This is a genomic window from Sphingomonas faeni (assembly GCF_023195535.1).
Lineage (GTDB): Bacteria > Pseudomonadota > Alphaproteobacteria > Sphingomonadales > Sphingomonadaceae > Sphingomonas > Sphingomonas faeni_B.
This window is the reverse complement of record NZ_JALPNF010000003.1, coordinates 1-24881: the sequence shown is the minus strand read 5'-3', so window position 1 is coordinate 24881 and position 24881 is coordinate 1. Positions and strand designations below refer to the sequence as shown.

Here is a 24881-nt window from a genome sequence, read left to right as displayed (position 1 = left end):
ACGCACCTCTCTTCGGAGTTATGTCGCGGTCTTTGTACACGATTCGTGGCGCCGCACAATTAAATTGTGCAGCGCACCATGACGTTAACGGAAAGTAGCGCTATCGGGTTTTTACATACTCGCCGGGGGCATCGCCGAGCGGCGCAAGGGCTCCTTTGCCGGGATGCCTAACCCCCTTGGCAGCAACGGTTTTCGGGTCGATCGCGCGGACCCATTCGACCCAGTCGGGCCACCAGCTTCCCTTGGTCTCGGTCGCCCCAGCAACGAAGTCGTCGAGCGTGGTATGCGCCGAGGGATTGGTCCAAAACTGATACTTGCCCGCAGCCGGGGGATTCACGACTCCGGCGATGTGCCCCGATCCCGCCAGCACGAACTTCAACGGACCGGCGAATAGCTGAGTCAGCTTCCATACGCTCTCCGCCGGCGCGATATGATCCTCTCGCCCGGCCTGGACATAGCTCGGCGTTTTGACCTTGGTGAGATCGAGCGGCGTGCCGTCGACGCTGATAGCGCCCGGCTTTACCAGCAGATTGTCGCGGTACAGGTCGGTCAGATAGCTTAAGTGCCATTTCGCCGGCAAGTTGGTCGTATCGCCGTTCCAGTGGAGCAGGTCGAACGGCACGTAATCCTGCCCCAGCAGGTAGTTCTGCGTGACGTAGTTCCAGATCAGGTCGCGCCCGCGCAGCAGGTTGAACGTGGTCGCCATATAGCGCCCGTCGAGGAACCCCTCTGGCGACAGCGACGCGACCATCTTAAGCTGCTCGTCGTCGATGAAATGCTGCAACTCGCCCGCCTGTGCGAAATCGACCTGGGCTGTGAAGAACGTCGCGCTCGCCACCTTTTCCGCCTGCCCGTGTGCGGTCAGCAGCGCGAGTGTCGCGGCGAGCGTGGTGCCCGCCACGCAATAGCCGATCGTATGGACCGCCGGCACGTCGAGCACGTCGCGGACCGTGTCGATCGCCTCGACCTGCGCGCCGACATAATCGTCCCAGACGACATCCTTCATGCTCGCGTCGGCCGATTTCCACGACACCATGAACACCGTGATGCCCTGCTCGACCGCCCAGCGGATGAAGCTCTTCTCCGGCGTCAGATCGAGAATGTAGAACCGGTTGATCCACGGCGGGAAAATCACCAGCGGCGTCGCCAGCACGGTCTCGGTGGTCGGGCTGTACTGGATCAGTTCGTAGAGCGGCGTGCGCTTGATCACCTTGCCCGGCGTCATCGCCAGGTTGCGGCCGAGTTCGAACGCGCCGTCGGGGGTATGCGTCACCTGCCCGCGGGCAAGATCCGCCATCATGTTCTGCAGACCTTTCAGCAGATTCTCGCCGCGCGTCTCGATCGTCTTCTCGATCACCTGCGGGTTGGTCAGCGCGAAATTGGTCGGGCTCATCGCGTCGACGAACCCCTTGGTCGCGAACCGCAACTGCTCCTTCTGCTTCGGGTCGAGGCCATCGACCGCCTCGACGCCGCGGAGCATATGATCACCGATCAACTGATAGCTCTGCCGGATCAGGTCGAACACGGGTTCGCGCCACTGCGGCGCCTTGAAGCGCTTGTCGGTGACGGGGGCGGGCTTGGGCGCCTTGGCCGGATCGAGAAAGCGCTGCCACAATGTCAGGCTCTCGGTCCAGAAATCGCGCGCGCGTTCCAGCGTGGCGGGGTCGGTGAAGCCGGGAATGACCGGAATCGTCTCGGCCGGCGGCTGCATCGCGGCGAGCCCCTGCTCCATCATCATCTGCTGCGCACGGCCCATCACCCAGGTCCAATGCTGGAGATCGGGCAAGTTCGGGGTAGGAGGAGTTTCGGCCATGACGTCCTCTGCTTTTTCCGGAGCTTAACGCAGGTGTGCCGTCAGCGGAAGCCGACTGTCACCCGCCCCTGCCGTCACTCGCCTCTACCGTCACGCGCAACAAAGCCCGCCACCCGAGTAAAGTCCGTCGCCCGCAACAAAACCCGTCACCCCAGCGAAAGCTGGGGTATCCCGGTTCGGGCCATACCCTTCAACAACAGGGAGACCCCAGCTTTCGCTGGGCTGACGGGTTTGGGAAATGGAATCACGACTAAATCGGAGGTGACGAACGCGGTGGTACGGAGTGGGTGACGCCTCCCTTCACCTGCGGTACAGCACCCGCTCCTCCAGCTTGAGGCTGATCATGTCCGAAGACTTCTACCGCATCAAACGCTTGCCACCTTACGTCATCGCCGAAGTGAACGCGATGCGGGCGGCGGCGCGCGCGGGCGGGGAGGACATCATCGATCTCGGCATGGGCAATCCCGACCTGCCGCCGCCCGAGCACGTCATCGAGAAGCTCGTCGAAGTCGCGCGTAAACCCAGCGCGCACGGCTATTCGCAGTCGAAGGGCATCCCAGGCCTGCGCAAGGCTCAGGCGAACTATTACGGTCGCCGGTTCGGCGTCGACGTCGATCCCGAGACCGAAGTCGTCGTCACGATGGGCTCGAAGGAGGGCCTCGCGAGTCTCGCCACCGCGATCACCGCGCCCGGCGACGTCGTGCTCGCGCCCAACCCGTCCTATCCGATCCACACTTTCGGTTTCATCATCGCCGGCGCGACGATCCGCGCGGTGCCGACCACGCCCGACGAGGCGTATTTCGAGAGCCTCGAGCGCGCGATGGCGTTCACAGTCCCCGCACCATCGGTGCTGGTGATGGGCTATCCGTCGAACCCGACTGCCGAGGTCGTCGACCTCGCCTTCTACGAGCGCGTCGTCGCGTTCGCCAAGAAGCACAAGCTCTGGGTGATCTCCGATCTCGCCTATTCGGAGCTGTATTTCGACGGCAAGCCGACCCCCTCGATCCTCCAGGTCCCGGGCGCGAAGGACGTTGCGATCGAGTTCACCTCGCTCAGCAAGACCTATTCGATGGCCGGCTGGCGGATGGGCTTTGGGGTTGGCAACAAGACGCTGATCGCGGCGATGACGCGGGTAAAGTCGTACCTCGATTACGGCGCGTTCACGCCGATCCAGGCCGCCGCCTGCGCCGCGCTCAACGGCCCGCAGGACATCGTCGAGCGTAATCGCCAGCTCTATCACAAGCGCCGCGACGTGCTGGTCGAGAGCTTCGGCCGCGCCGGCTGGGACATACCGAGCCCCCGTGCGAGCATGTTCGCCTGGGCCCCGCTGCCACCCGCGCTCGCGCATTTAGGTAGCCTTGAGTTCACCAAACAATTGCTGACTCACGCACACGTCGCCGTGGCCCCAGGCGTGGGCTACGGCGAAAACGGCGAGGGCTATGTGAGGATCGCGATGGTCGAGAACGAACAACGGCTCCGCCAGGCGGCGCGCAACGTGAAGAAATATCTCCAGTCGATGGGCGTCAACACGCCCGCGCGTGGCGCCGGCTGACCTTCGCCAGCGTGGATATCAATCCGTTATATTCGGTGGCCGGCGTGCTCGTCGGCCTCATCGTCGGGCTGACGGGTGTCGGTGGCGGGTCGCTGATGACGCCGCTGCTGGTGCTTGTCTTCGGCTTCCACCCCGCCACCGCGGTCGGCACCGACCTGCTCTACGCCTCGGCGACCAAGACGGTCGGCACGACGGTGCATGGCTGGCGCGGCACGGTGGACTGGCAGGTCGTGCGCCGGCTCGCGACCGGCAGCGTCCCTGCGGCGATCGCGACGCTGCTGGTGCTCAACCATCTCGGCGAGAAATCGTCCGATACGGGCCATGCGATCACCGTGGTGCTCGGCGTGACGCTGATCCTGTCGGCGGTCGCGACCTTCTTTCGCGGCAAGATCGTCGCGTGGCTGACCCCTCGCGTGGGCACCGTCGGCGGCGAGCGTCAGGCGATGCTGACTATCCTGCTCGGCGCGGTCCTCGGCGTGCTGGTGTCGCTGACCTCGGTCGGCGCGGGCGCGCTGGGCATGACCGCGCTGCTGATCCTGTACCCGACGCTGCCGATCAACCGGCTGGTCGGCTCCGACATCGCGCACGCGGTGCCGCTGACGTTGCTCGGCGGGATCGGCCACTGGATCCTCGGCTCGGTCGACGTCGACCTGCTAGTGTCGCTGCTGATCGGCTCGATCCCCGGCATCATCGTCGGCAGCCTGATCGCCACGCGCGTCTCGGACCGGGTGCTGGTCCCGGTGCTGGCGACCGTGCTGGCGCTGGTCGGCGTGAAGCTGATCTTCTGATGCGGCCCGGCTTCGCCTTCTCGACCAGGTTCCGCGTGCGCTATGCCGAGATCGACGGCCAGCGCATCGTCTTCAACTCGCGCTATCTCGAATATGCCGACGTCGCGGTCACCGAGTTCTGGGAATGGACCGGGATCGCGGAGGCGCTGCCGGATGTCTGGCCGACCACCGAGTTCAACGTGCGGCGGACGGAGATCGATTACCTCAAGCCGTTCCGCCTCGGCGATACGGTGGAAGCGTTCGTGCGGATCGAGAAGCTTGGTACGACGAGCCTGACCAAACGCTTCGAACTCGCGCATGCGGAGACCGGGGATCTGCATACGGTGATCACCATGGTCAGCGTGCATGTCGATCTGGAAACAGGCCGCGCGGTGGCGCTTCCGGACGCGATCCGTGAGGTGTTGGAAGCATTGCCGTTGTCATGCTGACACCACCTCCGTCATCCTGACGAAAGTCAGGACCCAGGGTAACCGACGCCAGCCTTAATGGCTCTGGGTCCTGACTTTCGTCAGGATGACGGAATGAGGCTTTACTCCGCCGCCTCGGCCGCCGCCTCAGCTTCCACGCCCGCAATCTCCCCAGGCAGCGCCCAGATCAAATCCCCCTTCGCCAGCACGCGCCCGTCATGCGCCCGCACCGAGACCGGCTGCAACGGCCGCCGATCGCGCGCGTCGACCAGGATCGGGAACGCCGGCACGCACGTCTCCCACCGCTCGCCCCATTGCCGGAGCGCGATCATCGTCGGCAGCAGCGCGAAACCCTTGTCGGTCAGGCCGTAGGCGATCTTGCGCCGGTCCTCCGGAATAGGCTGCCGCTCCAGGATCCCATGCTCGACCAGCCGCGCCAGCCGGTTCGCCAGGATATTGCGCGCGATCCCCAGCTCCGACTGGAACTCCTCGAAATGATGCAGGCCGTTGAACGCGGCGCGCAAGATCAGGAACGACCAGCGCTCGCCCATCGCCTCCAGCGCGGCGGGCAGGCTGCATTCCAGCAATGGTTCGCGCAATTTGCCCATCACGTCATCCTCGTCCGTGGGCGAACGTACCGCATAAGCCGCCGAAGCGAAACGCCCCGGTTATCCTGCGTTATACGCCCCTGGATACGCGACTGGCCCAACGAATTGCCGACGCCCCCCCAGAGGCCCCCACTGGATCGCCCACTAGATCACAGTGATGTGACGCTTTTTGTTGCCAAAAGTCCCCGCCCGGCCCCATCTATGGCGGGTGTTGCGCCAATATGAACTGGTCGATCGCGTCCTCGACTACGATCCCGACGCCGACGAGGCGCTGCTGAACCGCGCCTACGTCTTCTCGATGCAGGCGCACGGGTCGCAGAAGCGTGCGAGCGGCGATCCGTATTTCAGCCACCCGATCGAGGTGGCCGGCATCCTCACCGACCTGCACCTCGATGCGGAAACGATCGCGACCGCGATCCTGCACGACACCATCGAGGACACGGTCGCCACGCCCGAGGAGATCGAGCGGCTGTTCGGTGCTTCGGTCGCGCGGCTGGTGGACGGCGTCACGAAGCTCAGCAAGATCGAGGCGCAGACCGAGAACGAGCGCGCCGCGGAGAATCTGCGAAAATTCCTGCTGGCGATGTCCGACGACATCCGGGTGCTCCTGGTCAAGCTTGCCGACCGCCTGCACAACATGCGGACGCTGCACCACATCGCCAAGCCGGAGAAGCGCCGTCGCATCGCCAAGGAGACGATGGACATCTACGCGCCGCTCGCCGAGCGGATCGGCATGTACGAGTTCATGCGCGAGATGCAGTCGCTCGCGTTCGAACAGCTCGAGCCCGAGGCGTCCGAATCGATCAACCGCCGCCTCGAACAGCTGAAAAAGGGCGACGGCGACCGCATCGCCAAGATCGCCTCCGGCCTGAAGCTGGTGCTCTCCCGCGCCGGGGTCGAGGCGGAGATCTCAGGGCGCGAAAAACACCCCTATTCGATCTTTCGGAAAATGTCCGAACGCCACATCAGCTTCGAACAGCTCTCCGACGTCATGGCGTTCCGCGCGATCGTGCCCACGGAGGAGGATTGCTACCGGGTGCTCGGGATCATCCACCAGCGCTGGCCGATGGTGCCGGGCCGGTTCAAGGATTACATCTCGACGCCCAAGCGCAACGGCTACCGGTCGCTCCACACCTCGGTGATCCACGCCGACAGCGCGCGGATCGAGATCCAGATCCGCACCGCCGACATGCATGCGCAGGCCGAGTTCGGGCTCGCCGCGCACTGGGCGTACAAGCAGCAGATCAACGGCAGCGACCGGCAGGTGAGCTGGATTCGCGACCTCGTCGAAATCCTCGATACCGCCGAGAGCCCGGAAGAGTTGCTCGAACACACGCGGATGGCGATGTACACCGATCGCATCTTCGCGTTCACGCCGAAGGGTGAGCTGATCCAGCTACCCAAGGGCGCGACCTCGATCGACTTCGCGTACGCGGTGCACACCGATCTCGGCGATCAGGCAGTCGGCGCGAAGGTCAACGGCCGGGTGGTGCCGCTGTCGACGGTGATCGAGAACGGTGATCAAGTGCAGATCCTGCGCTCGAAGGGCCAGTCGCCGCAACCGCAATGGCTGAACGTCGCGACGACGGGCAAGGCGCTCGCCGCGATCCGCCGCCATCTGCGTCAGAAGGAGCGCGTCGAACAGACCGCGCTCGGCCAGACTCTGTACGAGGATATCGTCACACGCCTGCCCGCGCAGATCGGCACCGATGCGCTGAGCCATGCGCTGAAGCGGCTGAAGCTGCCCGACGAATCGTCGCTGATGGTCGCGATCGCGCGGCGGACACTGTCCGATGCGGCGGTGATGGAGGCGTTGATGCCGGGCTCGGCCGGTGCGGACGTGACGCATGCGCTGGCGCCGCAATCGAGCGCGATCTCGATCAAGGGGCTGACTCCCGGTGTCGCCTACGACCTCGCCACGTGCTGCCACCCGGTACCGGGCGACCGGATCGTCGGATTGCGCCGGCCGGACGCAGGCATCGAAGTCCATGCGATCGACTGCAAGGTTCTTGCCGAACTTGCCGAGCGCTCGGAGAACGAGACCGACTGGGTGGATGTCGCGTGGGGCGACGAGACCGAAGGGGCCGTCGCGCGGATATCGGTGATGGTGAAGAACGAGCCGGGCTCGCTCGGCATCGTCTCGACGATCATCGGCGGGCACAAGGCCAACATCATCAACCTGCGGCTCGATACGCGCGACAAGAGCTTCCATACCAACGAGATCGATGTCGAGGTGCACGACGTGCAGCAGCTGATGCGGCTGATGGCCGGCTTGCGCGCGGCGGATGCGGTGCACACCGTGGAGCGGGTGTAGAAACATCCGACGATGACGGCGGGCGCGACGGACGCTAGACGGGGGCGATGAACCGTCCGTCTCTTTCGATTGTCGTCCCCTGCTATAACGAGGCGGCGTGCCTCGACATCCTGCACGCGCGCATTTCCGGCGCGGCGAAGGTCGCGGTCGGCGACGATTACGAGATCGTGCTGATCAACGACGGCTCGCGGGACGACAGCTGGGGCGTGATGCAGCGTCTTGCCGCCGCCGACCCACGGCTGGTGGCGATCAACCTCTCGCGCAACCACGGCCACCAGTTGGCGCTGACCGCGGGGCTCGATCTGTGCGCGGGTGAGCAGATCCTGATCATCGACGCAGATCTCCAGGATCCCCCGGAACTCCTTTCCGACATGCGCGCGGCGATGGCGGCAAGTCAGGCAGACGTGGTGTATGCGGTGCGCCGCCAGCGCGCGGGCGAAACGGTGTTCAAGAAGGCGACCGCCGCCGCGTTCTACCGGATGCTGACGCGGATGACCGACACGCCGATCCCGCTCGACACCGGTGACTTCCGGTTAATGAGCCGGCGGGCGCTCGACGCGTTCCTGTCGCTCCCGGAACAGGCCCGCTTCATCCGCGGCATGGTCGCCTGGATCGGCTTCCGCCAGGTGCCGTTCCCCTACGACCGCGCCGAGCGGTTGGCGGGCGAAACGAACTACCCGCTGGCGAAGATGATCCGGCTGGCGTTCGACGCCGTCACCGGCTTCTCGACCGCACCGCTGCGCTTCGCCAGCCATGCGGGGCTCGCGCTGACCGGCGTGTCGCTGCTGCTGTTCGTGTATATCGCGATCGGCTGGCTTTCGGGCAGCGCGGTGCAGGGCTGGACCTCGACGATGCTCGTCACGGTATTCCTGGGCGCGGTGCAGATGTTCGTGCTGGGGATGATCGGCGAGTATCTCGGGCGGCTGTACGTCGAGTCGAAACGGCGGCCATTGTATATCGTCGCGGACGTGGCGGGCCCGATCCAGGGGAAGGCGACACTCGGATTCCGTGCGGAGCCGGTGGAAGTGGTGCGACTGCCTGACGGCTCCCTCCCGGGTCGTCTCGACTGACGAACACGGCCTATCCCGATCCTCGCACCACCCCGGCGGAAGCCGGGGCCCAATTGGAGAGGTCGCAGTAACGAAGTGCTGTGCTCAGTTGGCCACGTCCCCCAATTGGGCCCCGGCCTTCGCCGGGGTGGTGCTTCCTCGAAAATTCAGGAATCCAAGAGGCGTATCCCCCGCCCCCTCGTACTGAATTCCCCGCCGATCCTCCCCCGCCAGGGGGAGGTGGCGCGAAGCGACGGAGGGGGAGGACACGGAGCACGGGTCGGCGCCTGCCGCCCCCTCCGTCTGGCAAATTGCCAGCCACCTCCCCCTGGCGGGGGAGGATCAGCCTTACCGCGGCACCGCCAGAGTCACGATCGAAACACCAGGCGTCATCGGCATGCGCCCCACCAGATGCCGCTCCAGACGAAAAATCTTCTCGAACAGCGCATTGACCAGCTTCGGTGGGGGTGAATCGTCGCTGTCGTCGCGGCCCGTCATCCGTCCCGCGATCCGCGCCGCCGCTGCCAATGGGAACAGCAGCGAATTGAAATAGCCGAGCTTTTCCGGTTTCAGGCCAGCGGTCTCGATCGCCGTCTTGAGCGTCGCCTTCGAGTAGCGGCGGTGGTGATGGTTCACGACGTCATGCGCGCTCCACAGCCACGCATGCGCCGGCACAGCGATCAGGATCTTGCCCCCGGGTGCGAGGCAATCCGCCATCGCCTTGAGCGCGGCGACGTCGTCCTCGATATGCTCGACCACATCGAGCACCGCGATCAGGTCGTAATGCTTCCGCGGCACGCCCGGCAGTTCGGGCAAGGGCGCGGCGCCGACCGGCTTGCCGAGCCGTTCGCTGGCGATCTCGCGTGCAGCCGGGTCGATCTCGATCGCATCGATCTCGCCGAATTCCGCCAGCATCGGCAGGTTATGCCCGGTGCCGCAGCCGATCTCGAGGATCTTCGCATCCTTCGGCAATGCGCCGTAGCGGGTCAGGTAATCCGCGAGAATGTCGCGGCGCGCGCGGTACCACCAGTGCGTGGAATCATGGGCGGCCATCCGGTCGTAGACGATGCGGTCCATTAAGTGTCGGCCATTTCAGTTGAAAACCCAAAGACGGTTGAGCACGAAGCTCAGGATAGCGGCAAGAAGAACGGCGGGAATCAGTGGGATCCACGGGTGCAGATGAAGCAGCGCGGTGCCGATCCAGGTGATGACCGCGTTGAGACTCAGCCCCGCGGCCTGGACGATCACGAACTTGAAATGCCGCCCTGCCCCCGGTTCCTTGGCGTGCCCCTTAAAGCTCCAGCGGCTGTGCAGGAAGAAGCCTACCACCACCGCGACGGCAAACGCGAACGGCACCGCGGCCACCGCTTGGCGTGGCGGGAAGACGTACGCGGTCAGCGGCAGGTAGACGAGCGAGTACACGACGCTGGAAATCCCGCCGGCGATGCCGAAGCGCACGAGCTGGCCGAGCACCCCGCTCGACCGCATCTGCTCCATTTGTCGCCAAATCGCCTGCATGCCCGCCTTGTTCTTTACCCTCCGGCGATCGCGCCGGTGCCTTGTTCTTTACGGGCACCGCGATAGAGCGACGCTTGAGATACGCCCGCGCATCTAGAGTGCGTGCGGGCTGGAGGAAAGCGTTTTGGATCAGGCACCACTTCAGCGGCGGACGCTGCTGGACGAACTCGATCGGCATTGGATCGCGCTGACGCTGCTCGCCTGGGTGGCGGTGGCGGCGTGGTCGATGTTCGATCGCTGGGGGCAGATCCGCTGGTTGTCGCTTGGCGATACCGACGACAACATGCGGCTGATGCAGGTCCGCGCGCTGCTCGACGGCCAGGGCTGGTATGATCTGCGCAACTATCGGCTGAACCCGCCGGTCGGATTCGATATCCATTGGAGCCGGATCGTCGACCTGCCGATCGCGGGGCTGATCCTGTTCTTCCGCCTCTTCACCACCAACAGCTGGGCCGAGCGGCTGGCGTGCGGGATCGCGCCATTGCTCCCGTTGTCGATTGCGATGCTCGGCATCGGCGCGACCGTGCGGCGGCTGATCAGCCCTTACGCGTGGCCGCTTGCCGTGGTGATCATGGTCGGCGCGACCGGCACGATGCTGATGTTCATGCCCGAGCGGATCGATCACCACGGCTGGCAGCTCGCCATGCTGAGCCTGACGGTCGCCGGGTTGTGCGATACGAACGGGCGTCGCGGTGGCGCGATGGTCGGGCTTGCGAGCGCGGTGTCGCTGTCGATCGGGCTCGAGCTGCTGCCGTACGCGGCGATGGCGGGGGCGATCATCGCGTTGCGCTGGGTGTGGGACCGGTCTGAGGCCGAGCGGCTGTCGATTTATGCGCTGACGTTGGGCGGAGGCAGCACACTCGGGTTCGCGCTGTTCGCGTCGAACGCCAACCAGGGGATGCGGTGCGATGCGCTGACGCCGGTGTGGTTGAGCGTGATGATCGCGGCGGGGATGTTGCTGTTTCTGCTCGCGCGGTTCGGGCCGGCTTCGCGGGGTGTGCGGCTGGCGCTGGCGGTTGTTGCGGGTGCGGCGATCGTTGCGGGCTTTGCGCTGGTGTTCCCGCAGTGCCTGGGGCGGCCCGAGGGGATCTCGCCCGAGCTGCAGCGCAACTGGCTGGACAATGTCCGCGAGGCCAAGCCGATCTACAAGCATAGTTTCCGCGTCGGGTTCGCGCTGGCGACGTTGCCGATCATCGGGCTGATCGGGGCGATCCTTGCGGCTTGGCGTGCGCGTCGCGACGACCGGGCCGTCGGCTGGGCGGCGGTCGCGCTGTTCACCGCGTTCGCGTGTGCGATGCTGTTGTGGCAGGTCCGCGCGGGGCCGGCGGCGCAGTTGCTGGCGATTCCGGGGGCGACGGCGCTGGGGTGGCTGATCCTGCCGCGGTTGCTCGGGAATCGATCGGTGGCGGTCCGGGTGATCGGCACGGTCGGTGCTTTCCTGATCGTCTCGGGGCTGTTTGCCGGGATGGTGATCAAATACCTGCCGATCGACCGGCCGAAGCCGTATGAGAAGCGCGTCAATTCGGCGACCGGCAACTGCCTGCGGACGACCGTGCTGCTCGCGCTGAACAAGTATCCGGCGCAGACCGTGTTCACCTTCGTCGACATGGGACCGCGGCTGATCACGATCACGCATCACGACGCGATCGCGGGGCCGTATCACCGCAACGGCGATGCTATCCTAGATGTGCAGCACGCGTTCGGGGGGACGCCGGACCAGGCACACGCGATCATCAAGCGGCACGGCGCGACGATGCTGCTGCTGTGCCCGAACGCGGCGGAATCGACGAACTACAAGGCGCGCAGCCCGAAGGGGTTCTATGCGCAGATGGCGAAGAACGAGGTGCCGGGGTGGCTGACGCCTCTGCCGCTGCCGGCGAAGTCGCCGCTGCGGTTGTTCAAGGTGGACTGACCTTAGCCCGTCATCCTGACGAAAGTCAGGATCCAGAGCCATTGGCGATACCGCTCTTGGCTCTGGATCCTGGGTCGAGCCCAGGATGACGGATCAGCGCAGCACCACCGACAGGCCGTCGAGTACGAACTGCACGGCCAGCGCCGCCAGCAGTACGCCTAGCAACCGCGTGATCACCGCCTCGATCTTTGCGCCGAGGATCCGCATGATCGGGCCGGCAGCAAGCAGCGCGACCAAGGTCAGCAGCAGGATCGTCACCATCGCGCCGAGCACGACCAGCGAGCGCTCGATGCCGCTGTTGCGGCTCATCAACAGCATCACCGACGCGATCGAGCCGGGCCCTGCGATCATTGGCATCGCCATCGGGAAGATCGAGACGTCCTCGACCTCGGGATCGTTCGCGACCTTGGCGGCGCGGTCCTCGCGGCGCTCGGTACGCTTTTCGAACACCATTTCGAGCGCGATCAGGAACAGCATGATGCCGCCCGCGATCCGGAAGCTGGCAAGGCTGATGCCGAGGCCCTTGAGCAACGCCTCGCCGAACAGCGCGAAGACGAACAGGATCAGCGCGGATACGCCGACTGCGCGGATCGCCATCGCACGCTTCTGTTCGGCGGAGGCACTCGCCGACAGTCCGGCATAGATCGGCGCGCAGCCGGGCGGATCGATGACCACGAAAAAGGTGATCAGCGACGAGATATAGAGTTCGATCATAGCGCGGCCTCGTCGATCATGACGCCTTCGCGGCGGCCGGCAGACACCAGCGTGTTCCGCAACAGGCACGCGATCGTCATCGGCCCGACGCCGCCCGGCACCGGCGTGATCGCGCCCGCGACCTCGACCGCGCTGGCGAAATCGACGTCGCCGACGAGGCCGGCGTCGGTGCGGTTGATGCCGACGTCGATGACGGTCGCACCGGGCTTGAGCCAGTCGCCCTCGATCATCTCCGGGATGCCGACCGCAGCGACGACGATGTCGGCGCGGCGGATGTGCGCCGGCACGTCCTGCGTGCGGCTATGCACGACGGTGACGGTGCAGCTCTCGCGGAGCAGCAGTTGCGCCATCGGCTTGCCGACGATGTTAGAGCGACCGACGACGACCGCCTCCAACCCGCTCAAGCTCGGCAGCACGCTCTTCAACAGCATGACGCAGCCGAGCGGCGTGCAGGGGACGAAGCCGGGCAGACCGGTCGCGAGGCGGCCGGCGTTGATCGGGTGGAAGCCGTCGACGTCCTTGTCGGGGTCGATCGCGGCGATCACCGCCTGCTCGTCGATATGCTTGGGCAAGGGCAATTGGACGAGGATGCCGTCGATCGTCGGGTCGGCGTTGAGCGTCGCGACCAGGGCGAGCAGGTCTTCGGCGGGGACGTCGGCGGGGAGGCGGTGCTCGATGCTCTCCATCCCGGCCTCGCGCGTCGCCTTGCCCTTCGAGCGGACATAGACGTTCGAGGCGGGGTCCTCGCCGACCAGCACTACGGCGAGGCCAGGCGCGCGGCCCGCCTGCGCCCTGAAGGCGGTGACGCCGTCTGCGATACGGGCCCGGAGGCCGGCGGCGAAGGCCTTGCCGTCGATGATGGTCGCGCTCATGCCCGCGGCCCATAGAGCGCGGACGCGATTTCCGCCAGCGTAGCGACGTGGCCGGCGATGTGCAGGCGCTTCAGGCGGGCGGTCTCGCCGGCGATGATCGTTACGGCACGTTTGGGGACGCCGAAGGTCTTGGCGACGAGTGCGACCAGCCCCGCGTTCGCGGCACCATCGACCGGAGCGGCTGCCAGTCGGGCCGCGAAATGCTCGGGCGTTCCGGCGGCGAGTGCGTCGCGACCGCCGCGCGGTGTTACCCGGACGGCGATCGCCAAGCCGTCATCGACCGCGCGCCAGGCTGACGGCCCGATCAATAGGCCGCGACGAGGTAGTTCTGCGCGATGTTCGGGATGACGATATTGGTCAGGATGTAGAGGATCAGCAGCACGACCAGCGGCGACAGATCGAGCGCGCCGAAATCGGGGAGGATGCGGCGGATCGGGCGATACAGCGGCTCCGTGATCTTCTGCAGCGCGTTCCAGACCGTGCGGACGAAATCGCTGTGCGTGTTGATGACGTTGAACGCGATCAGCCACGACAGAATCGCCTGGATGACGATGACCCACCAGACGAGGTTGAGCAGCAACTGGACGATCTGAAGAAGGGCGATCAAGGCAAGGGTCTCCGCTGGTGTGTTGCTGATATAAGGGGGCGGGGGGAGAACGAGAAGCCCTGCTTAGACGATAGTCCCCCTAGCCCCACCCCGTCACCCCAGCGAAAGCTGGGGTATCCCGGTTGGCGGGTGCGCGGGTCGAACCGGGAGATCCCAGCTTTCGCTGGGATGACGGGTGTGGGATGCGTGAAGAACGAGAAGCCCTGTGATGTCGGTCGTTTTCGCCGCCGCGCGCGCGCGTCTGACCGACTATCGTCACCCCACCTATCGTCACCCCAGCGGAAGCTAGGGTATCCCCGTTGGCAGGCGGGCGGCTAGAACCGGGAGATCCCAGCTTTCGCTGGGATGACGGCGTGGCGGTAGTGAGGGTGATACCCGTCGCGCGTTACCGCGGGCGCCCGTTGGCGCTCACCAAGGTCCCCGCGCCCTGCTTGGTGAAGATCTCCAGCAGCATCGCGTGGGGTACGCGGCCGTCGATGATGACCGCGGCATCGACGCCCGATTCGACCGCCGCGACGCATGTGTCGAGCTTGGGGATCATGCCGCCGGTCACCGTGCCGTCGGCGCGCAGTTCGGCGATCCGCGCAGGGTCGAGATCGGTGAGCAGTTCGCCCTGCTTGTCGAGCACGCCGACGATGTCGGTCAAAAGGAAGAACCGCGCGGCGCCCATCGCGGCGGCGATCGCGCCCGCCATCGTGTCGGCATTGATGTTATAGGTGTGCCCGTCGGCGCCGATGCCGATCGGGGCGATCACCGGGATGATATCGGCCTTGATCAACGTGTCGAGGATCGTCCGGTCGACCGCGATCGGCTCGCCGACGAAGCCGAGATCGACGTGGCGCTCGATCCCCTGGAGCTTGTCGGGCTCGCGGCCGTGGCCGACTTTCTGCGCGAGCACGAGGCCTGCGTCCTTGCCCGAGATACCGACCGCGCGGCCGCCGGCCTGGCCGATCCAGCCGACGATCTCCTTGTTGATCGAGCCCGCGAGGACCATCTCTGCGATCTGCGCGGTTTCCGCATCGGTGACGCGCAGGCCGTCGACGAAGCGCGATTCGACGCCGAGCCGCTTCAACATCGCGCCGATCTGCGGGCCGCCGCCGTGTACCACCACCGGGTTGATGCCGACCGCCTTCAGCAGCACCATGTCCTCGGCGAAATCGCGCTGGAGCTCGGGGTCGCCCATCGCGTGGCCGCCGTATTTCACGACGAACGTCTTGCCGGCATAGCGCTGCAGATACGGCAGCGCCTCGGTGAGCGTTTCCGCCTTGGCGAGCAGGGCGGGATCGGGCGTGTGATCGGTCATGGCGACCCCTTAGACAGTCAAGGGAGGTAGCGAAAGCATCACCGCGTATCACCAATTCCGTCATCCTGACGAAAGTCAGGACCCAGGATCACGAACGGGGTCCCTTGCGGTTCTGGGTCCTGACTTTCGTCAGGATGACGGAGAAAGTGTTATGCCCGGTCCAGCCGCCGCCCCAATCGCACGAAGAAGGTGATCAGGAACGGCACCAGCACGATCGACAGTACGACCTTGGTCAGCATCTGCCCTTCCATCAACGCGAGGATCGGCCGTTCGCCGAGGAACGAGATGGTGATGAACAAAATCGTGTCGATGATCTGCGAGATGATGCTCGCGATCATGCCGCGGAGCCAGACGAGCTTGCCCTCGCCGCTGCCGACCTGTCCCGACAGCTTCGAGAAGATCAGCACGTTGAGCGTCTGCGAGATGCCGTAGGAGATCAGCCCGGCGATCATCATCCGCGAGCTTTGCCCGACCACGATCGGGAATGCGTCGACCGCGGGCGGGTACATCCCCGGATCGTGCGGCAGTGCCAGCACGAGATGGATCAGCGCCGCTGACACCAGCAGCGGGATGAACCCTAGGCGCACCAGGAACGTCGCGGTCTTCTGGCCGTGCAGCTCGGAAATCGCGCTGCTCAGCACCACCAGCAACAGGAAGCCGAAGATCCCCGCCTCGACCGCGAGCGGGCCGAGCGCGACCTGCTTCACCCCCAACACGCCGGCGATGCACACCATGCCGCCGTACAGGACCGAGAAAACGAAGAGCGAACGCGGGAACGCGGGAAGTGGTTTGTCCATCGCGCGGGACGCTAGCGAAAACCGCCACGCCGTCAAATGACTAGACCTCAAATGACTGGCGAGTGCGGCGCTCGCGTGTCATGTCGGTCGCTTGCGCGGCCGGGGGGCCACGCGTGTCAGTCAAAAATGCAGGGCGTCCATGGAAAGACTAGTCATCGGCCTTGCAGGCATCGCCGTCATTCTGGGCATCGCCGTGCTGCTGTCGAGCGACCGCCGCGCGATCCGCCTGCGCATCGTCGGCGCGGCGTTCGCGTTGCAGGCCGGGATCGCGGTGCTCGTGCTGTATTCGAGCTTCGGCAAGGTGGTGCTCGGCGAGATGTCGGGCGGGGTCGCCAACCTGCTGGGTTATTCGCAGAAGGGCACCGAATTCCTGTTCGGCAAGATGGCGACGCCCGAGATCGGCGGACAGAGCTTCGCGATCGCCGCGCTGCCGGTGATCATTTTCTTCGCCAGCCTAGTCTCGATCCTCTATTATCTCGGCATCATGCAGCTGGTGGTGCGCTGGGTCGGCGGCGGGATCGAGAAGGTCATCGGCGTCTCGAAGGTCGAATCGCTGTGCGCGGCGGCGAACATCTTCGTCGGCCAGAGCGAATCGCCGCTCGTCATCCGCCCGTATCTGGCGGGACTGACCCCGGCGCAGCTGTTCACGGTAATGACCAGCGGCATGGCTGGCGTCGCGGGGACGATCCTCGCGGCGTACGCGTCGATGGGGATCCGGATCGATTATCTGCTGGCGGCGAGCTTCATGGCCGCGCCGGGCGGGATCCTGATGGCGAAGATCATCATGCCCGACCGCGTCATGCCGCCCGAGGGCGAACTCGCGCTCGGCGATTTGCCGGGTGAATCGTCCGCCGGTGAGCCGATGCCGCAGGCGACGCATGACGAGGAAAAGCCCGCCAACCTGATCATGGCCGCAGCCCAGGGCGCGCAGACAGGCGTGCGGCTGGCGGTTGCGGTCGGGGCGATGGTACTGGCGTTCGTCGCGCTGGTGGCGCTGGCGAACGGCCTGCTGGGCGGGCTCGGCAACATGATCGGGCTCCCGGGGCTGAGCTTCCAGGGGCTGCTCGGCTACGTCTTCGCGCCGATCATGTTCCTGCTGAACGTGCCGTGGAGCGAGGCGGGGATCGCCGGCGGGCTGTTCGGGCAGAAGATCGTGCTGAACGAATTCGTCGCGTATATCTCGCTCGGGACGCAGCAGGGGCTGAGCCCGCGGACGATCGCGGTGATCACCTTCTCGCTGTGCGGCTTTGCGAACTTCTCGTCGATCGCGATCCAGATGGCGGTGACCGGGAGCCTTGCGCCGAACCAGCGGCCGATGATCGCCAAGCTCGGCCTGCGCGCGCTGGCGGCAGGGAGTCTCGCGAACCTCATGTCGGCGGCCCTTGCAGGTCTGCTAATCGGCTGAGTCCCCCTTTCCGTCATCCTGACGAAAGTCAGGACCCAGAGCCACGAAGGGCAGCGCTTGTTACCCTGGGTCCTGACTTTCGTCAGGATGACGGGGGAGGGTGAGACGACGGAACCGAGACGACGGCGCCCCGCAAACGCAATCGGGCCCGTCACCTCTCGGCAACGGGCCCGACGACACTACCGCGTGGGGGATCGAGGCAGGTATTTCGTAATGGTGCCGATTACGGCAGCATCACCGTGTCGATGACGTGAATCACGCCGTTCGACTGCATGACGTTGGCGATCGTGACACGGCCCTTGTGGCCCTTGCCGTCCATGATGCCCCAGCCGCTGCCGGACTTCATGAACATCAGCGGCTCGCCCTGCACGGTCGTGTAGGTCGCGGTGCCGCCGTTCGCCTTCGCCTTGGCGGCGATGTCGGCGGCGGTGATCGTGCCGGGGACGACGTGATAGGTCAGCACGGCGGACAGCTGCGTCTTGTTCTCGGGCTTGAGCAGCGTGTCGACGGTGCCGGCGGGCAGCTTCTTGAACGCGGCGTTGGTCGGCGCGAACACCGTGAACGGACCCGGGCCCGACAGCGTCTCGACCAGGCCGGCAGCCTTCACCGCGGCAACCAGCGTCGTGTGATCCTTCGAATTGACCGCGTTCTCGACGATCGTCTTGGTCGGATACATCGCGGCGCCGCCGACCATGGGATTGGTCTGCGCGGCGACGATCGCGCTGCCGCTGACGGCGATGGCGGCGGCGACGATCGCGGTACGAAAAATTGGATTCACGGCATGCTCTCCTTCACGGCGCCGGTCGGCCGACGCTTCTGCGGAAAGATACGGCCGGATCGGAGGAATGATGCAGCCGCGTTTCAGATCGTTGCGACAAGCCTGCCCCAAGCCGCGATCTCTTCGTCGTGCCGGGTCGTGACGACCAGGTCGCTTGCCGTCGCTGTCGCGAGATCGACATCGATCGAGCCGGTCCATTCGAACGTCGCATTACCCGATAGCGTGACCATCGCGGCTGCGCTCGCCTCGGCGCGAACGAGGCCGCCCTTGTTGAAGACCGTGGTCGGCGTGTCGTAGGCGATCCGCCGGGTAAGGCACGCGGCATAGGTCGACGCCGCCATCGCGCTGCCGCAACTGTCGGTCAGACCGACGCCACGCTCGAAGGTGCGGACGAACAGGTCGGCGCCACGCACCTCGACGAAGCTGACGTTGGCGCGGTTCGGGAGCCAGTTGGGAGCGGCCTCGCATGCTTCACCGACGCGGACGAGTTCGGCTTCGTCGATCGCATCCACGAACGTCACGAGATGGGGGTTCGGCATGGCGACGGCGGTGAAGGCGCGGGCGGTCGGCAAGCGGGGGATCGGCATGTCGACGATGCGATTCGCGTCGGCCTCCATCGGCCACGCAGTGACGTCTAGCGACGCCGGCCCTGCGATCTCGCGCACCGTGAACACCCCCGGCGCGACGTCGGCATCGTGTACGACGACCGCATCGCTGGTCTTGAGTAGCGCCGTAGCGGTCTGTGTGCCGGTTGCCGCGAACCCGGCGCGCGCTACGCATCGCAGGCCGTTGAGGCACGTCTCGGACTCGCTGCCGTCGGAGTTGAACATTCGCATACCGAAGGCGTGGCTCTCGTCGCCGGCGGTGAGCAGCAACAGACCGTCGCCGCCAACCGGCCCGTCGCGATCCGCGAGCGCGCGCGAGACGGCCGCCCAGGCTGCGTCGTCGAGCGTGGACGCACGCGCGTCGATCAAGGGGAAGTCGTTGCCGGAGCCGTGGCATTTGATGAGGTCGAAGCGCATGCCCGCCACTTAGTGCTGCGGGGCGGGCAAAGCGAGTGCGGACCGGAAAGAGGCGGACCGGATCGTCGACCTTCAATCCTCCCCCGCCAGGGGGAGGTGGCTGGCCCTTGCCAGACGGAGGGGGAGGAAAGAGTAACCGCTGTTTCGTGTCCTCCCCCTCCGTCGCCTCCGGCGCCACCTCCCCCTGGCGGGGGAGGATCGTGAGGTTAAGCGACCGGTTGCAGCGCTGCGCTACCCAATCCCGTAATGCGCAGCCAGGCGATCGAGCGCCAGCGTCAGGACCAGCCGCCCCGCGCGCGCCGGCCAATGCAGCGCCTTCTCCGCGGCGGGCAGCCCCTCCCCCGCGCAGACCACGCGCCACAGGATATCCGCGAGCCCCGGCCCCGCCGCGGCGATCGCGGTGTCGAACCGGCGCTTCGCCGCGATCTGCGCGGATGTCGGATCGAGCCCGTCATGCCCGCCTCCATCGACCCGCTCTGCCCAGCGCATTGTCACGCTCGGCGCGATCGAGGCGCGTTCGTAATCGGCGCGCAACTGCTCCCCCGCCGCGAACTGCCGCGCGTCGACCAGCCCGCGCGACCGCAACCACCCGAGCGGCGACTCGGCCAGATTGACCGTTACCGCCCGCCCACTCCGTGCCCCCGCCAGCTGGGGAACGCCCTCCGAGTCGATCGATCGCTCCACCAGTTCGCGCATCTGCCGTCTCCCGTTGTTGCTCCAAGTCAGTCACGCCGGTTGCCATATCGACACGGTTGTAGGACAGAGGAATAACCCATCTGGTTTGGAGCTTTTCGATGATCACGGCCATTCGCGAAGTTCGCCGCGCCAAGGGCCTGACGCTGGAGGATGTCGCGCGGCGCTGTGTTCCGCCGACCACCGCACAGACGATCGGCCGGCTGGAGACGGGCACGCGCACCGTGTCGGTCGGGTGGCTGAACCGGATCGCCGCGGCGCTGGGCGTCGAGGCGGGGGATCTGGTGACGCTGCCCGACCGCGCCGACCTGCCCGTTACCGCGATCCTCGATGGCCGCGGCGTCCACGCGCCGCGCCGAACGACGACCGTTCCTCCACCGCAGGTCGCGCCGGGCCAGATCGCGGTGACCGTGGCGGGGGGGATCGGCGACTACCGCGCGGGCGACGTGATCTGGTGCGCGATGCTGGCGCCGGAAAACTTCGCGACTGCGCTCAACCGCGACGTGCTCGTCCCGCAACCGGCTGGGCGGTTCGCGTTCGGGCGACTGATCAGATACGAAGGCCAGATGACGCTATTGCCGCTGGGCACGGGCACACAGCCCCAAACGATCGAAAACCCCGCCTGGATGGCCGTCGCCACACGGCTCGTCCGCGACCTCTAGCGATCTGTTATGGGGGGACCGGCGATGACCTTACCACACTTGGACCTTGGAACAGGCCGCACCGCCTTTGATGCGCCCCCTCCGATCCCCCTCGCTGCATTTCGTGTCACCAGCTTGCCCGGTACTCGCATCATCGGCTGGCAAGGATCGAGGACCGCAGTTCAACCCTCGCGAACATGTGGACCTGACCTGCGGCCCTTGCTCATCAAATAGCACCTTAAGGGGAATCGTACAAAAGCAGAGACTTGAAGCGTGGTTAACCAGCTTTTCAGCCTTTGCGGCCATCAATTGATCGATGAGTTTGCATGCCCACACCGCGTTTCAGCCCGACCGGCTTCCCCTTGATGAGCGCGTCGCCGTGCGACGCCCGATCCACCTTCCTGTATTCCTAATCGCCCCTGGAGGTGAGCCGATCTCTGCGACCATGGTCGATGTCTCGACGCATGGCTTCCGAGTCCGGTCTGGATATCCACCGACGCTCGGTCGGTTTCTTGCGGTCGACGTCCCGGCGTTCGCTAGATACTCGGGATGGGTCGCTTGGGCGCAGATGGCGGAATTTGGTTTTGATGTGGCCAACCCGCTCCCAGAGACCGTCGTGAACCATATTCTGCATCTGGCGGATGTGGATTGAGTTACGCTCCAAACTCGGTCCCTTCCTCGCCAGAATAGGTGGAGGGGACCAAATCATATCTTTGACCGTTCGTGCGCCGAGGAACATTTCTATGGCCGACACACCGATCTCGATGCGAGCGTCTCTCTACTATATCCAAGGGGAGGACGTTGCTCGCGCGGGAGGCAATCTCGCTGATTGTCGGTATTATGCCGGATCGATAGCATACGCCGAGTGGATGGCAGGATTCAGCGAAGCTGCCGGGGAGCAGCTCGTTCTGACGTCGGAAATGGAAACGGACGAAATTTAACCCCGTAATTCCGGACGTTCCTCATCACGATATCAGGTGCGAGGTCGCTGAGCTTGCACCTTAAAGTCAGTCTTGCCCAGCGTTTTACGGGCGTTGGACATGCGTTCTACGTCGGCCGCATTGGCGCGATCGATCGCCGCCCATTCCTCCTTTGAGTGGCATGTTTTTCTGGCGAACAAGGAGCCAGTTGCTTTCACTCCAGCAAATGGGCCCGGTCAGGCAGCGTGGGAAACCCGCCGCGCAGAGCATACAATCTATGCGCCTATTGGTCTTCGATTTATCCTAGCTTGGGCAGTCGATGCCGACGATCGAGGTGGTCAATTCGCCCATTGCGGTTCACGATGCTCGCAGACTGGTAGGAAAACGACAACAAATGGCGGCATTTAGCACAACCGATCTTATCCTATCCGCGGCGCTACTGATCATTGTTCTCAGGGCCGCGGTATGGCTTATCGCAAGCGGTCGGAAGCACGACGCCCAACGCCGCGTTCGGGCCGAACGCTGGCATAATGATTATTTTCGCGGGGGTGGGCTGGTACGGGCCCTTCTGGCAAGATGGTCCGCACAGCCGAGGCTTACCGACCGATCGAACGGATCATCAGAATAGATCCCTCGGGCATGCTGGCAATGGAGGTGACGAGATCACTTCTATGCCCGGATGGGCGAAGCTGATAAATCTTTGGCACCCGAACGCCACAACACGAGCCTGCCTCACCTCTCTAGACTCCATCGTGCACGTTAGATGGTCAGGAAAAGTGCTGGGACTGGCGACCATCGCGGCGCCGCCTCCGTCTTGGTAAGCGACGCCGCGATTCCAGAGGTCACGCCTTGACCAGTTCCAGCCGTATGTTTGCCGCTGCACCGGCGGGCTTGTCGACAAAGATTTCCGTCACGGTCGCCGGATCGGTCGGCCAGGTGAACGCCACGGAACCACCAGGCGCCAGCTTGGCGGTAGCCCCATACCGTTTAAAACTCTTGCTGTTCACCGCGAGCATGGCCGTTATGTCGCCCGCGCCAATAGCGCGCACCAGATATCGCACGCCGGGTTCTGGATTAAGGTTCCAGTTCTGCCGCTTGTACCCGAACCGGTCGGCCTCGTCATGTACGTTCAACAACTGGCGGACCGTTCGCGGCTCAGCGGTTGCCTCAGCCTGGAATAGATCGGTAGCCGCATCATACTTACCAAACGACCTCGAACCGCTGTAACCCTGCCAAGGCCCACGCATCGACAATAGATTCATCGATCGAAACGGTGTGGGCACGTAAGGCTTACCATCACGATCAAGAAAGCCGTTGTGCTCTATTACTTGTCGCAATGCAGCCTTAATAGCCTGCATGTCTGGGCTGAAATTACCCGAGTACTTTCCGTTGACATAGCTTTTGTTCCAGCCGCTGTCGATCTCCGCATAAAAGTTCAGCGAGCCGACGGTCGCGTCGACAATATATCCACCGTATTTTTTAAGGGTTCGTGCAATCGCCCTCGACTCCGGCAAACCGAGCTTGTCAACGTCGAACGTAGCGGGCAACATCAACAGTCTACCCATCGCAAACCGCTGCCCTGGTATACCCTTGTAGGTGGTCGCCCCGGTATAATCCTGTAGAGTTGCTGGCCAGACCGGTCCCGACATGAACGCGTTTTTGTCCATGCCGATTGCGAGGGCATGCGGCACAATATCGAGCCCAAGCTCGGACGCGAGAAGCAGACCGCCCGCCGTCGAGCAGCCGGCAGCGCGGACATTGTCTGGATTTGCAACCGTGCCCCAGCCACTCCCCTGGGCTGACGTACGCGCATACTTCCCGGCGCGCCATGTGCCCGCCGTCCGGCGGAGTTGGTAAAAGCTATGTAGCGTACCGTCGATCGGGTCTAGGATTTCACAATGGCCATCCTGACCGGTGGCCGGCATGGTCGCGGCGGGAAATCTAGGAATAGTCACAGAGCCGGCTTGAAGCTGGTTGGCTATATCGTCCGCGATGACGGTCATCGGGCTATCGTTTGCTACCGCCCGAAAAATCTTGGACGAGTATGCACTTTCCTCGATCCAAGGAATCTGCCGCGCGGCAGGCATTTTATTACTTCCGAGCTTGGGCTTTATCGGCGTCGAGTTCCAAGGCGATTGCGCAGAGAACAAGCTTGGTGCTGAATTCGCAGGTCGAGACGCAGGTGTCGCCACTGCTTTAGCCGCTGCTGCTGCTGGGCTCGCAACCGGCGTAGCGCCCGGTCCCGTCACGACCGTTACGCGATCCGTGGCAGTCGCCGTGCCCCCTCCGGCACCGCTGTTACCGCTGGCGTAGGCATAGGCCGCCGCTCCAAAAACCGGCACGCTTGAGAGCAAGGCGAGGAGTCGCCTGCGATCCAAATCAGGTCCGTTTGTTGCTGACGCCAAGTCACCAGAATTATCGTCGTGATCAACCGCGATCATGAAACACCCCTTATCTCACCGACCGACCGGTATTCCCGTGGCGAAATTATCGGCCCACGAGGAGAAAATAGGGGTCGGCGGATTAACTTTTGGTGAAGCTGGATAAAGTGACAGCCGAGATAACGTATCGTTGACGCACGTCCGAGATGTGAGGCGCGTGCCACATGGATCGCCCAGCGCGGCCGATACTAGACCGTCGCGCGGTCAGATGAGCCTCCGTGAGTGGCGCCGCGATACCCATGAGAACTTTTTACACGGGGGGGGGGGCACGTCTCGTTGCGGGACGACCATGAAAATTGGAAATAATCCCAGTTGCCAAGGCTCTAATGTTCGGTGTTCACGTTGCGCGCTTGGGGAAGGCCAATTCTCGCGAGCCGGGGCGGGAATTAAGGCAAACCATGACCAAAAATATGTCGGTTTATCTGAGCTTGTTGCGCTTTGCAGCTGCGATTGCGGTAGTTTTGGGGCATGCGCGCGCCTTTGTCGTTCCAAACCTACAAAACTTTCTGACGATCCACGGCGGCGAGGCAGTCGCAGTATTCTTTGTTCTTTCCGGCTTTGTAATACGATTTGTGACCGCCGAGCGCGGTGAAAAAGATTGTGACGTGACCCCCGCCTTTCATCCAGCTGCGACCAGAGACCGACCGTTGTTGTCGCGCAGGAGCGCGGGTGAAGCAACGGTCAGGTTTAAACCCGACCGTTGCTTTTCGAGTTCTGCGGCGAAGGC

Annotated in this window: 26 protein-coding genes; 12 read left to right on the top strand and 14 right to left on the bottom strand. The window is 64.6% G+C overall.

The window, feature by feature from the left end; translation table 11 throughout:
* Positions 1-100: 100 nt before the first annotated feature.
* Positions 101-1813: a PHA/PHB synthase family protein gene (locus SPHN_RS07440; protein ID WP_248522473.1), complete on the bottom strand. Its 1713-nt coding sequence runs from the start codon at positions 1811-1813 to the stop codon at positions 101-103.
* Between the two features lie 343 nt (positions 1814-2156).
* Here SPHN_RS07440 and SPHN_RS07435 point away from each other — a divergent pair, with 343 nt between their 5' ends.
* Genes SPHN_RS07435 through SPHN_RS07425 form a run of 3 tightly spaced genes read left to right on the top strand, consistent with a single transcriptional unit; the run spans position 2157 to position 4581 of the window.
* A complete protein-coding gene (locus tag SPHN_RS07435) occupies positions 2157-3365 on the top strand; it encodes an LL-diaminopimelate aminotransferase (RefSeq protein WP_093398371.1) in 1209 nt (402 codons plus the stop codon).
* Between the two features lie 11 nt (positions 3366-3376).
* Positions 3377-4153, top strand: a complete 777-nt coding sequence (locus SPHN_RS07430) for a sulfite exporter TauE/SafE family protein (protein ID WP_248522471.1) — start codon at positions 3377-3379, stop codon at positions 4151-4153.
* Entirely contained in the window at positions 4153-4581 is a 429-nt protein-coding gene (locus SPHN_RS07425; RefSeq protein ID WP_248522469.1) for an acyl-CoA thioesterase, read from the top strand. The genes SPHN_RS07430 and SPHN_RS07425 overlap by 1 nt, the downstream gene beginning before the upstream one ends.
* Before the next feature lie 101 nt (positions 4582-4682).
* On the opposite strand, the gene SPHN_RS07420 is transcribed toward SPHN_RS07425, so the two are convergent.
* On the bottom strand, positions 4683-5168 hold the full coding sequence (locus tag SPHN_RS07420; protein WP_248522467.1) for a winged helix-turn-helix transcriptional regulator: 486 nt from the start codon (positions 5166-5168) through the stop codon (positions 4683-4685).
* Between the two features lie 208 nt (positions 5169-5376).
* Here SPHN_RS07420 and SPHN_RS07415 point away from each other — a divergent pair, with 208 nt between their 5' ends.
* The 3 genes from SPHN_RS07415 to SPHN_RS18580 are packed head-to-tail and all read left to right on the top strand — an operon-like array spanning position 5377 to position 8739.
* Positions 5377-7482 (top strand): RelA/SpoT family protein, encoded by a 2106-nt coding sequence (locus tag SPHN_RS07415; protein ID WP_248522465.1) that lies wholly within the window; start codon positions 5377-5379, stop codon positions 7480-7482.
* Positions 7483-7529: 47 nt separating this feature from the next.
* Complete coding sequence (locus SPHN_RS07410) at positions 7530-8552, top strand: glycosyltransferase family 2 protein (protein ID WP_248522463.1); 1023 nt, start codon at positions 7530-7532, stop codon at positions 8550-8552.
* The gene (locus SPHN_RS18580) at positions 8437-8739 is read left to right on the top strand and encodes a hypothetical protein (protein ID WP_432715071.1); all 303 of its coding nucleotides are present in this window, start codon (positions 8437-8439) and stop codon (positions 8737-8739) included. The genes SPHN_RS07410 and SPHN_RS18580 overlap by 116 nt, the downstream gene beginning before the upstream one ends.
* A gap of 140 nt (positions 8740-8879) precedes the next feature.
* Here the strand turns inward: SPHN_RS18580 and SPHN_RS07405 are convergent, their stop codons facing one another.
* Both SPHN_RS07405 and SPHN_RS07400 read right to left on the bottom strand, forming a co-directional pair.
* The gene (locus SPHN_RS07405; protein WP_248522461.1) at positions 8880-9608 is read right to left on the bottom strand and encodes a class I SAM-dependent methyltransferase; all 729 of its coding nucleotides are present in this window, start codon (positions 9606-9608) and stop codon (positions 8880-8882) included.
* A 15-nt stretch (positions 9609-9623) separates the two neighbouring features.
* On the bottom strand, positions 9624-10028 hold the full coding sequence (locus tag SPHN_RS07400) for a GtrA family protein (RefSeq protein WP_248522459.1): 405 nt from the start codon (positions 10026-10028) through the stop codon (positions 9624-9626).
* A gap of 145 nt (positions 10029-10173) precedes the next feature.
* Between SPHN_RS07400 and SPHN_RS07395 the strand changes: the two genes are divergently transcribed.
* Complete coding sequence (locus SPHN_RS07395; RefSeq protein ID WP_248522457.1) at positions 10174-11961, top strand: AcrB/AcrD/AcrF family protein; 1788 nt, start codon at positions 10174-10176, stop codon at positions 11959-11961.
* A gap of 93 nt (positions 11962-12054) precedes the next feature.
* Here the strand turns inward: SPHN_RS07395 and SPHN_RS07390 are convergent, their stop codons facing one another.
* The 6 genes from SPHN_RS07390 to SPHN_RS07365 form a co-directional block, all read right to left on the bottom strand.
* Entirely contained in the window at positions 12055-12675 is a 621-nt protein-coding gene (locus SPHN_RS07390) for a MarC family protein (RefSeq protein WP_248522456.1), read from the bottom strand.
* Complete coding sequence (gene folD / locus SPHN_RS07385) at positions 12672-13547, bottom strand: bifunctional methylenetetrahydrofolate dehydrogenase/methenyltetrahydrofolate cyclohydrolase FolD (protein ID WP_248522454.1); 876 nt, start codon at positions 13545-13547, stop codon at positions 12672-12674. Before folD ends, SPHN_RS07390 begins: the two co-directional genes overlap by 4 nt.
* Positions 13544-13816, bottom strand: coding sequence for a DUF167 domain-containing protein (locus SPHN_RS07380; protein ID WP_248522452.1), 273 nt, complete (start codon positions 13814-13816; stop codon positions 13544-13546). Before SPHN_RS07380 ends, folD begins: the two co-directional genes overlap by 4 nt.
* Positions 13817-13851: 35 nt before the next feature.
* Positions 13852-14154 (bottom strand): YggT family protein, encoded by a 303-nt coding sequence (locus SPHN_RS07375; protein ID WP_093398362.1) that lies wholly within the window; start codon positions 14152-14154, stop codon positions 13852-13854.
* Between the two features lie 385 nt (positions 14155-14539).
* Complete coding sequence (gene argB, locus SPHN_RS07370; protein ID WP_248522450.1) at positions 14540-15457, bottom strand: acetylglutamate kinase; 918 nt, start codon at positions 15455-15457, stop codon at positions 14540-14542.
* Positions 15458-15606: 149 nt separating this feature from the next.
* Positions 15607-16254, bottom strand: a complete 648-nt coding sequence (locus SPHN_RS07365) for a queuosine precursor transporter (protein ID WP_248522448.1) — start codon at positions 16252-16254, stop codon at positions 15607-15609.
* 139 nt (positions 16255-16393) lie between these two features.
* On the opposite strand from SPHN_RS07365, the gene SPHN_RS07360 reads away from it, so the two are divergent.
* Positions 16394-17659, top strand: coding sequence for a NupC/NupG family nucleoside CNT transporter (locus SPHN_RS07360; RefSeq protein ID WP_248522446.1), 1266 nt, complete (start codon positions 16394-16396; stop codon positions 17657-17659).
* Between the two features lie 223 nt (positions 17660-17882).
* On the opposite strand, the gene SPHN_RS07355 is transcribed toward SPHN_RS07360, so the two are convergent.
* From SPHN_RS07355 to SPHN_RS07345, 3 genes are all read right to left on the bottom strand, one after another.
* A complete protein-coding gene (locus SPHN_RS07355) occupies positions 17883-18437 on the bottom strand; it encodes a fasciclin domain-containing protein (RefSeq protein WP_248522445.1) in 555 nt (184 codons plus the stop codon).
* A gap of 83 nt (positions 18438-18520) precedes the next feature.
* Positions 18521-19459 (bottom strand): diaminopimelate epimerase, encoded by a 939-nt coding sequence (gene dapF, locus SPHN_RS07350; protein WP_248522443.1) that lies wholly within the window; start codon positions 19457-19459, stop codon positions 18521-18523.
* Between the two features lie 231 nt (positions 19460-19690).
* On the bottom strand, positions 19691-20155 hold the full coding sequence (locus tag SPHN_RS07345) for a DUF6456 domain-containing protein (protein WP_248522441.1): 465 nt from the start codon (positions 20153-20155) through the stop codon (positions 19691-19693).
* A gap of 98 nt (positions 20156-20253) precedes the next feature.
* Between SPHN_RS07345 and SPHN_RS07340 the strand changes: the two genes are divergently transcribed.
* The 3 genes from SPHN_RS07340 (at position 20254) to SPHN_RS07335 (ending at position 21734) form a co-directional block, all read left to right on the top strand.
* On the top strand, positions 20254-20814 hold the full coding sequence (locus SPHN_RS07340) for a helix-turn-helix domain-containing protein (protein WP_248522439.1): 561 nt from the start codon (positions 20254-20256) through the stop codon (positions 20812-20814).
* Positions 20815-21109: 295 nt separating this feature from the next.
* Entirely contained in the window at positions 21110-21445 is a 336-nt protein-coding gene (locus tag SPHN_RS18575) for a PilZ domain-containing protein (RefSeq protein WP_353460750.1), read from the top strand.
* Positions 21446-21536: 91 nt separating this feature from the next.
* Positions 21537-21734, top strand: coding sequence for a hypothetical protein (locus SPHN_RS07335; RefSeq protein ID WP_248522437.1), 198 nt, complete (start codon positions 21537-21539; stop codon positions 21732-21734).
* Between the two features lie 821 nt (positions 21735-22555).
* On the opposite strand, the gene SPHN_RS07330 is transcribed toward SPHN_RS07335, so the two are convergent.
* Positions 22556-24154 (bottom strand): hypothetical protein, encoded by a 1599-nt coding sequence (locus SPHN_RS07330; RefSeq protein WP_248522435.1) that lies wholly within the window; start codon positions 24152-24154, stop codon positions 22556-22558.
* 398 nt (positions 24155-24552) lie between these two features.
* Between SPHN_RS07330 and SPHN_RS07325 the strand changes: the two genes are divergently transcribed.
* The coding region (locus SPHN_RS07325; protein WP_432715064.1) for an acyltransferase family protein at positions 24553-24881 on the top strand (329 nt) is incomplete at its 3' end.

Coding starts and splice junctions, on each gene's coding strand:
- SPHN_RS18575 (WP_353460750.1), top strand. CDS start 21,110: ATGAGTTTGCATGCCCACACCGCGTTTCAGCCCGACCGGCTTCCCCTT.
- SPHN_RS07335 (WP_248522437.1), top strand. CDS start 21,537: ATGGCCGACACACCGATCTCGATGCGAGCGTCTCTCTACTATATCCAA.
- SPHN_RS07360 (WP_248522446.1), top strand. CDS start 16,394: ATGGAAAGACTAGTCATCGGCCTTGCAGGCATCGCCGTCATTCTGGGC.
- SPHN_RS07390 (WP_248522456.1), bottom strand. CDS start 12,675: ATGATCGAACTCTATATCTCGTCGCTGATCACCTTTTTCGTGGTCATC.
- argB (WP_248522450.1), bottom strand. CDS start 15,457: ATGACCGATCACACGCCCGATCCCGCCCTGCTCGCCAAGGCGGAAACG.
- SPHN_RS07435 (WP_093398371.1), top strand. CDS start 2,157: ATGTCCGAAGACTTCTACCGCATCAAACGCTTGCCACCTTACGTCATC.
- SPHN_RS07400 (WP_248522459.1), bottom strand. CDS start 10,028: ATGGAGCAGATGCGGTCGAGCGGGGTGCTCGGCCAGCTCGTGCGCTTC.
- SPHN_RS07330 (WP_248522435.1), bottom strand. CDS start 24,154: ATGATCGCGGTTGATCACGACGATAATTCTGGTGACTTGGCGTCAGCA.
- SPHN_RS07420 (WP_248522467.1), bottom strand. CDS start 5,168: ATGGGCAAATTGCGCGAACCATTGCTGGAATGCAGCCTGCCCGCCGCG.
- SPHN_RS07425 (WP_248522469.1), top strand. CDS start 4,153: ATGCGGCCCGGCTTCGCCTTCTCGACCAGGTTCCGCGTGCGCTATGCC.
- SPHN_RS07340 (WP_248522439.1), top strand. CDS start 20,254: ATGATCACGGCCATTCGCGAAGTTCGCCGCGCCAAGGGCCTGACGCTG.
- SPHN_RS07365 (WP_248522448.1), bottom strand. CDS start 16,254: ATGGACAAACCACTTCCCGCGTTCCCGCGTTCGCTCTTCGTTTTCTCG.
- dapF (WP_248522443.1), bottom strand. CDS start 19,459: ATGCGCTTCGACCTCATCAAATGCCACGGCTCCGGCAACGACTTCCCC.
- SPHN_RS07345 (WP_248522441.1), bottom strand. CDS start 20,155: ATGCGCGAACTGGTGGAGCGATCGATCGACTCGGAGGGCGTTCCCCAG.
- SPHN_RS07410 (WP_248522463.1), top strand. CDS start 7,530: ATGAACCGTCCGTCTCTTTCGATTGTCGTCCCCTGCTATAACGAGGCG.
- folD (WP_248522454.1), bottom strand. CDS start 13,547: ATGAGCGCGACCATCATCGACGGCAAGGCCTTCGCCGCCGGCCTCCGG.
- SPHN_RS07405 (WP_248522461.1), bottom strand. CDS start 9,608: ATGGACCGCATCGTCTACGACCGGATGGCCGCCCATGATTCCACGCAC.
- SPHN_RS07440 (WP_248522473.1), bottom strand. CDS start 1,813: ATGGCCGAAACTCCTCCTACCCCGAACTTGCCCGATCTCCAGCATTGG.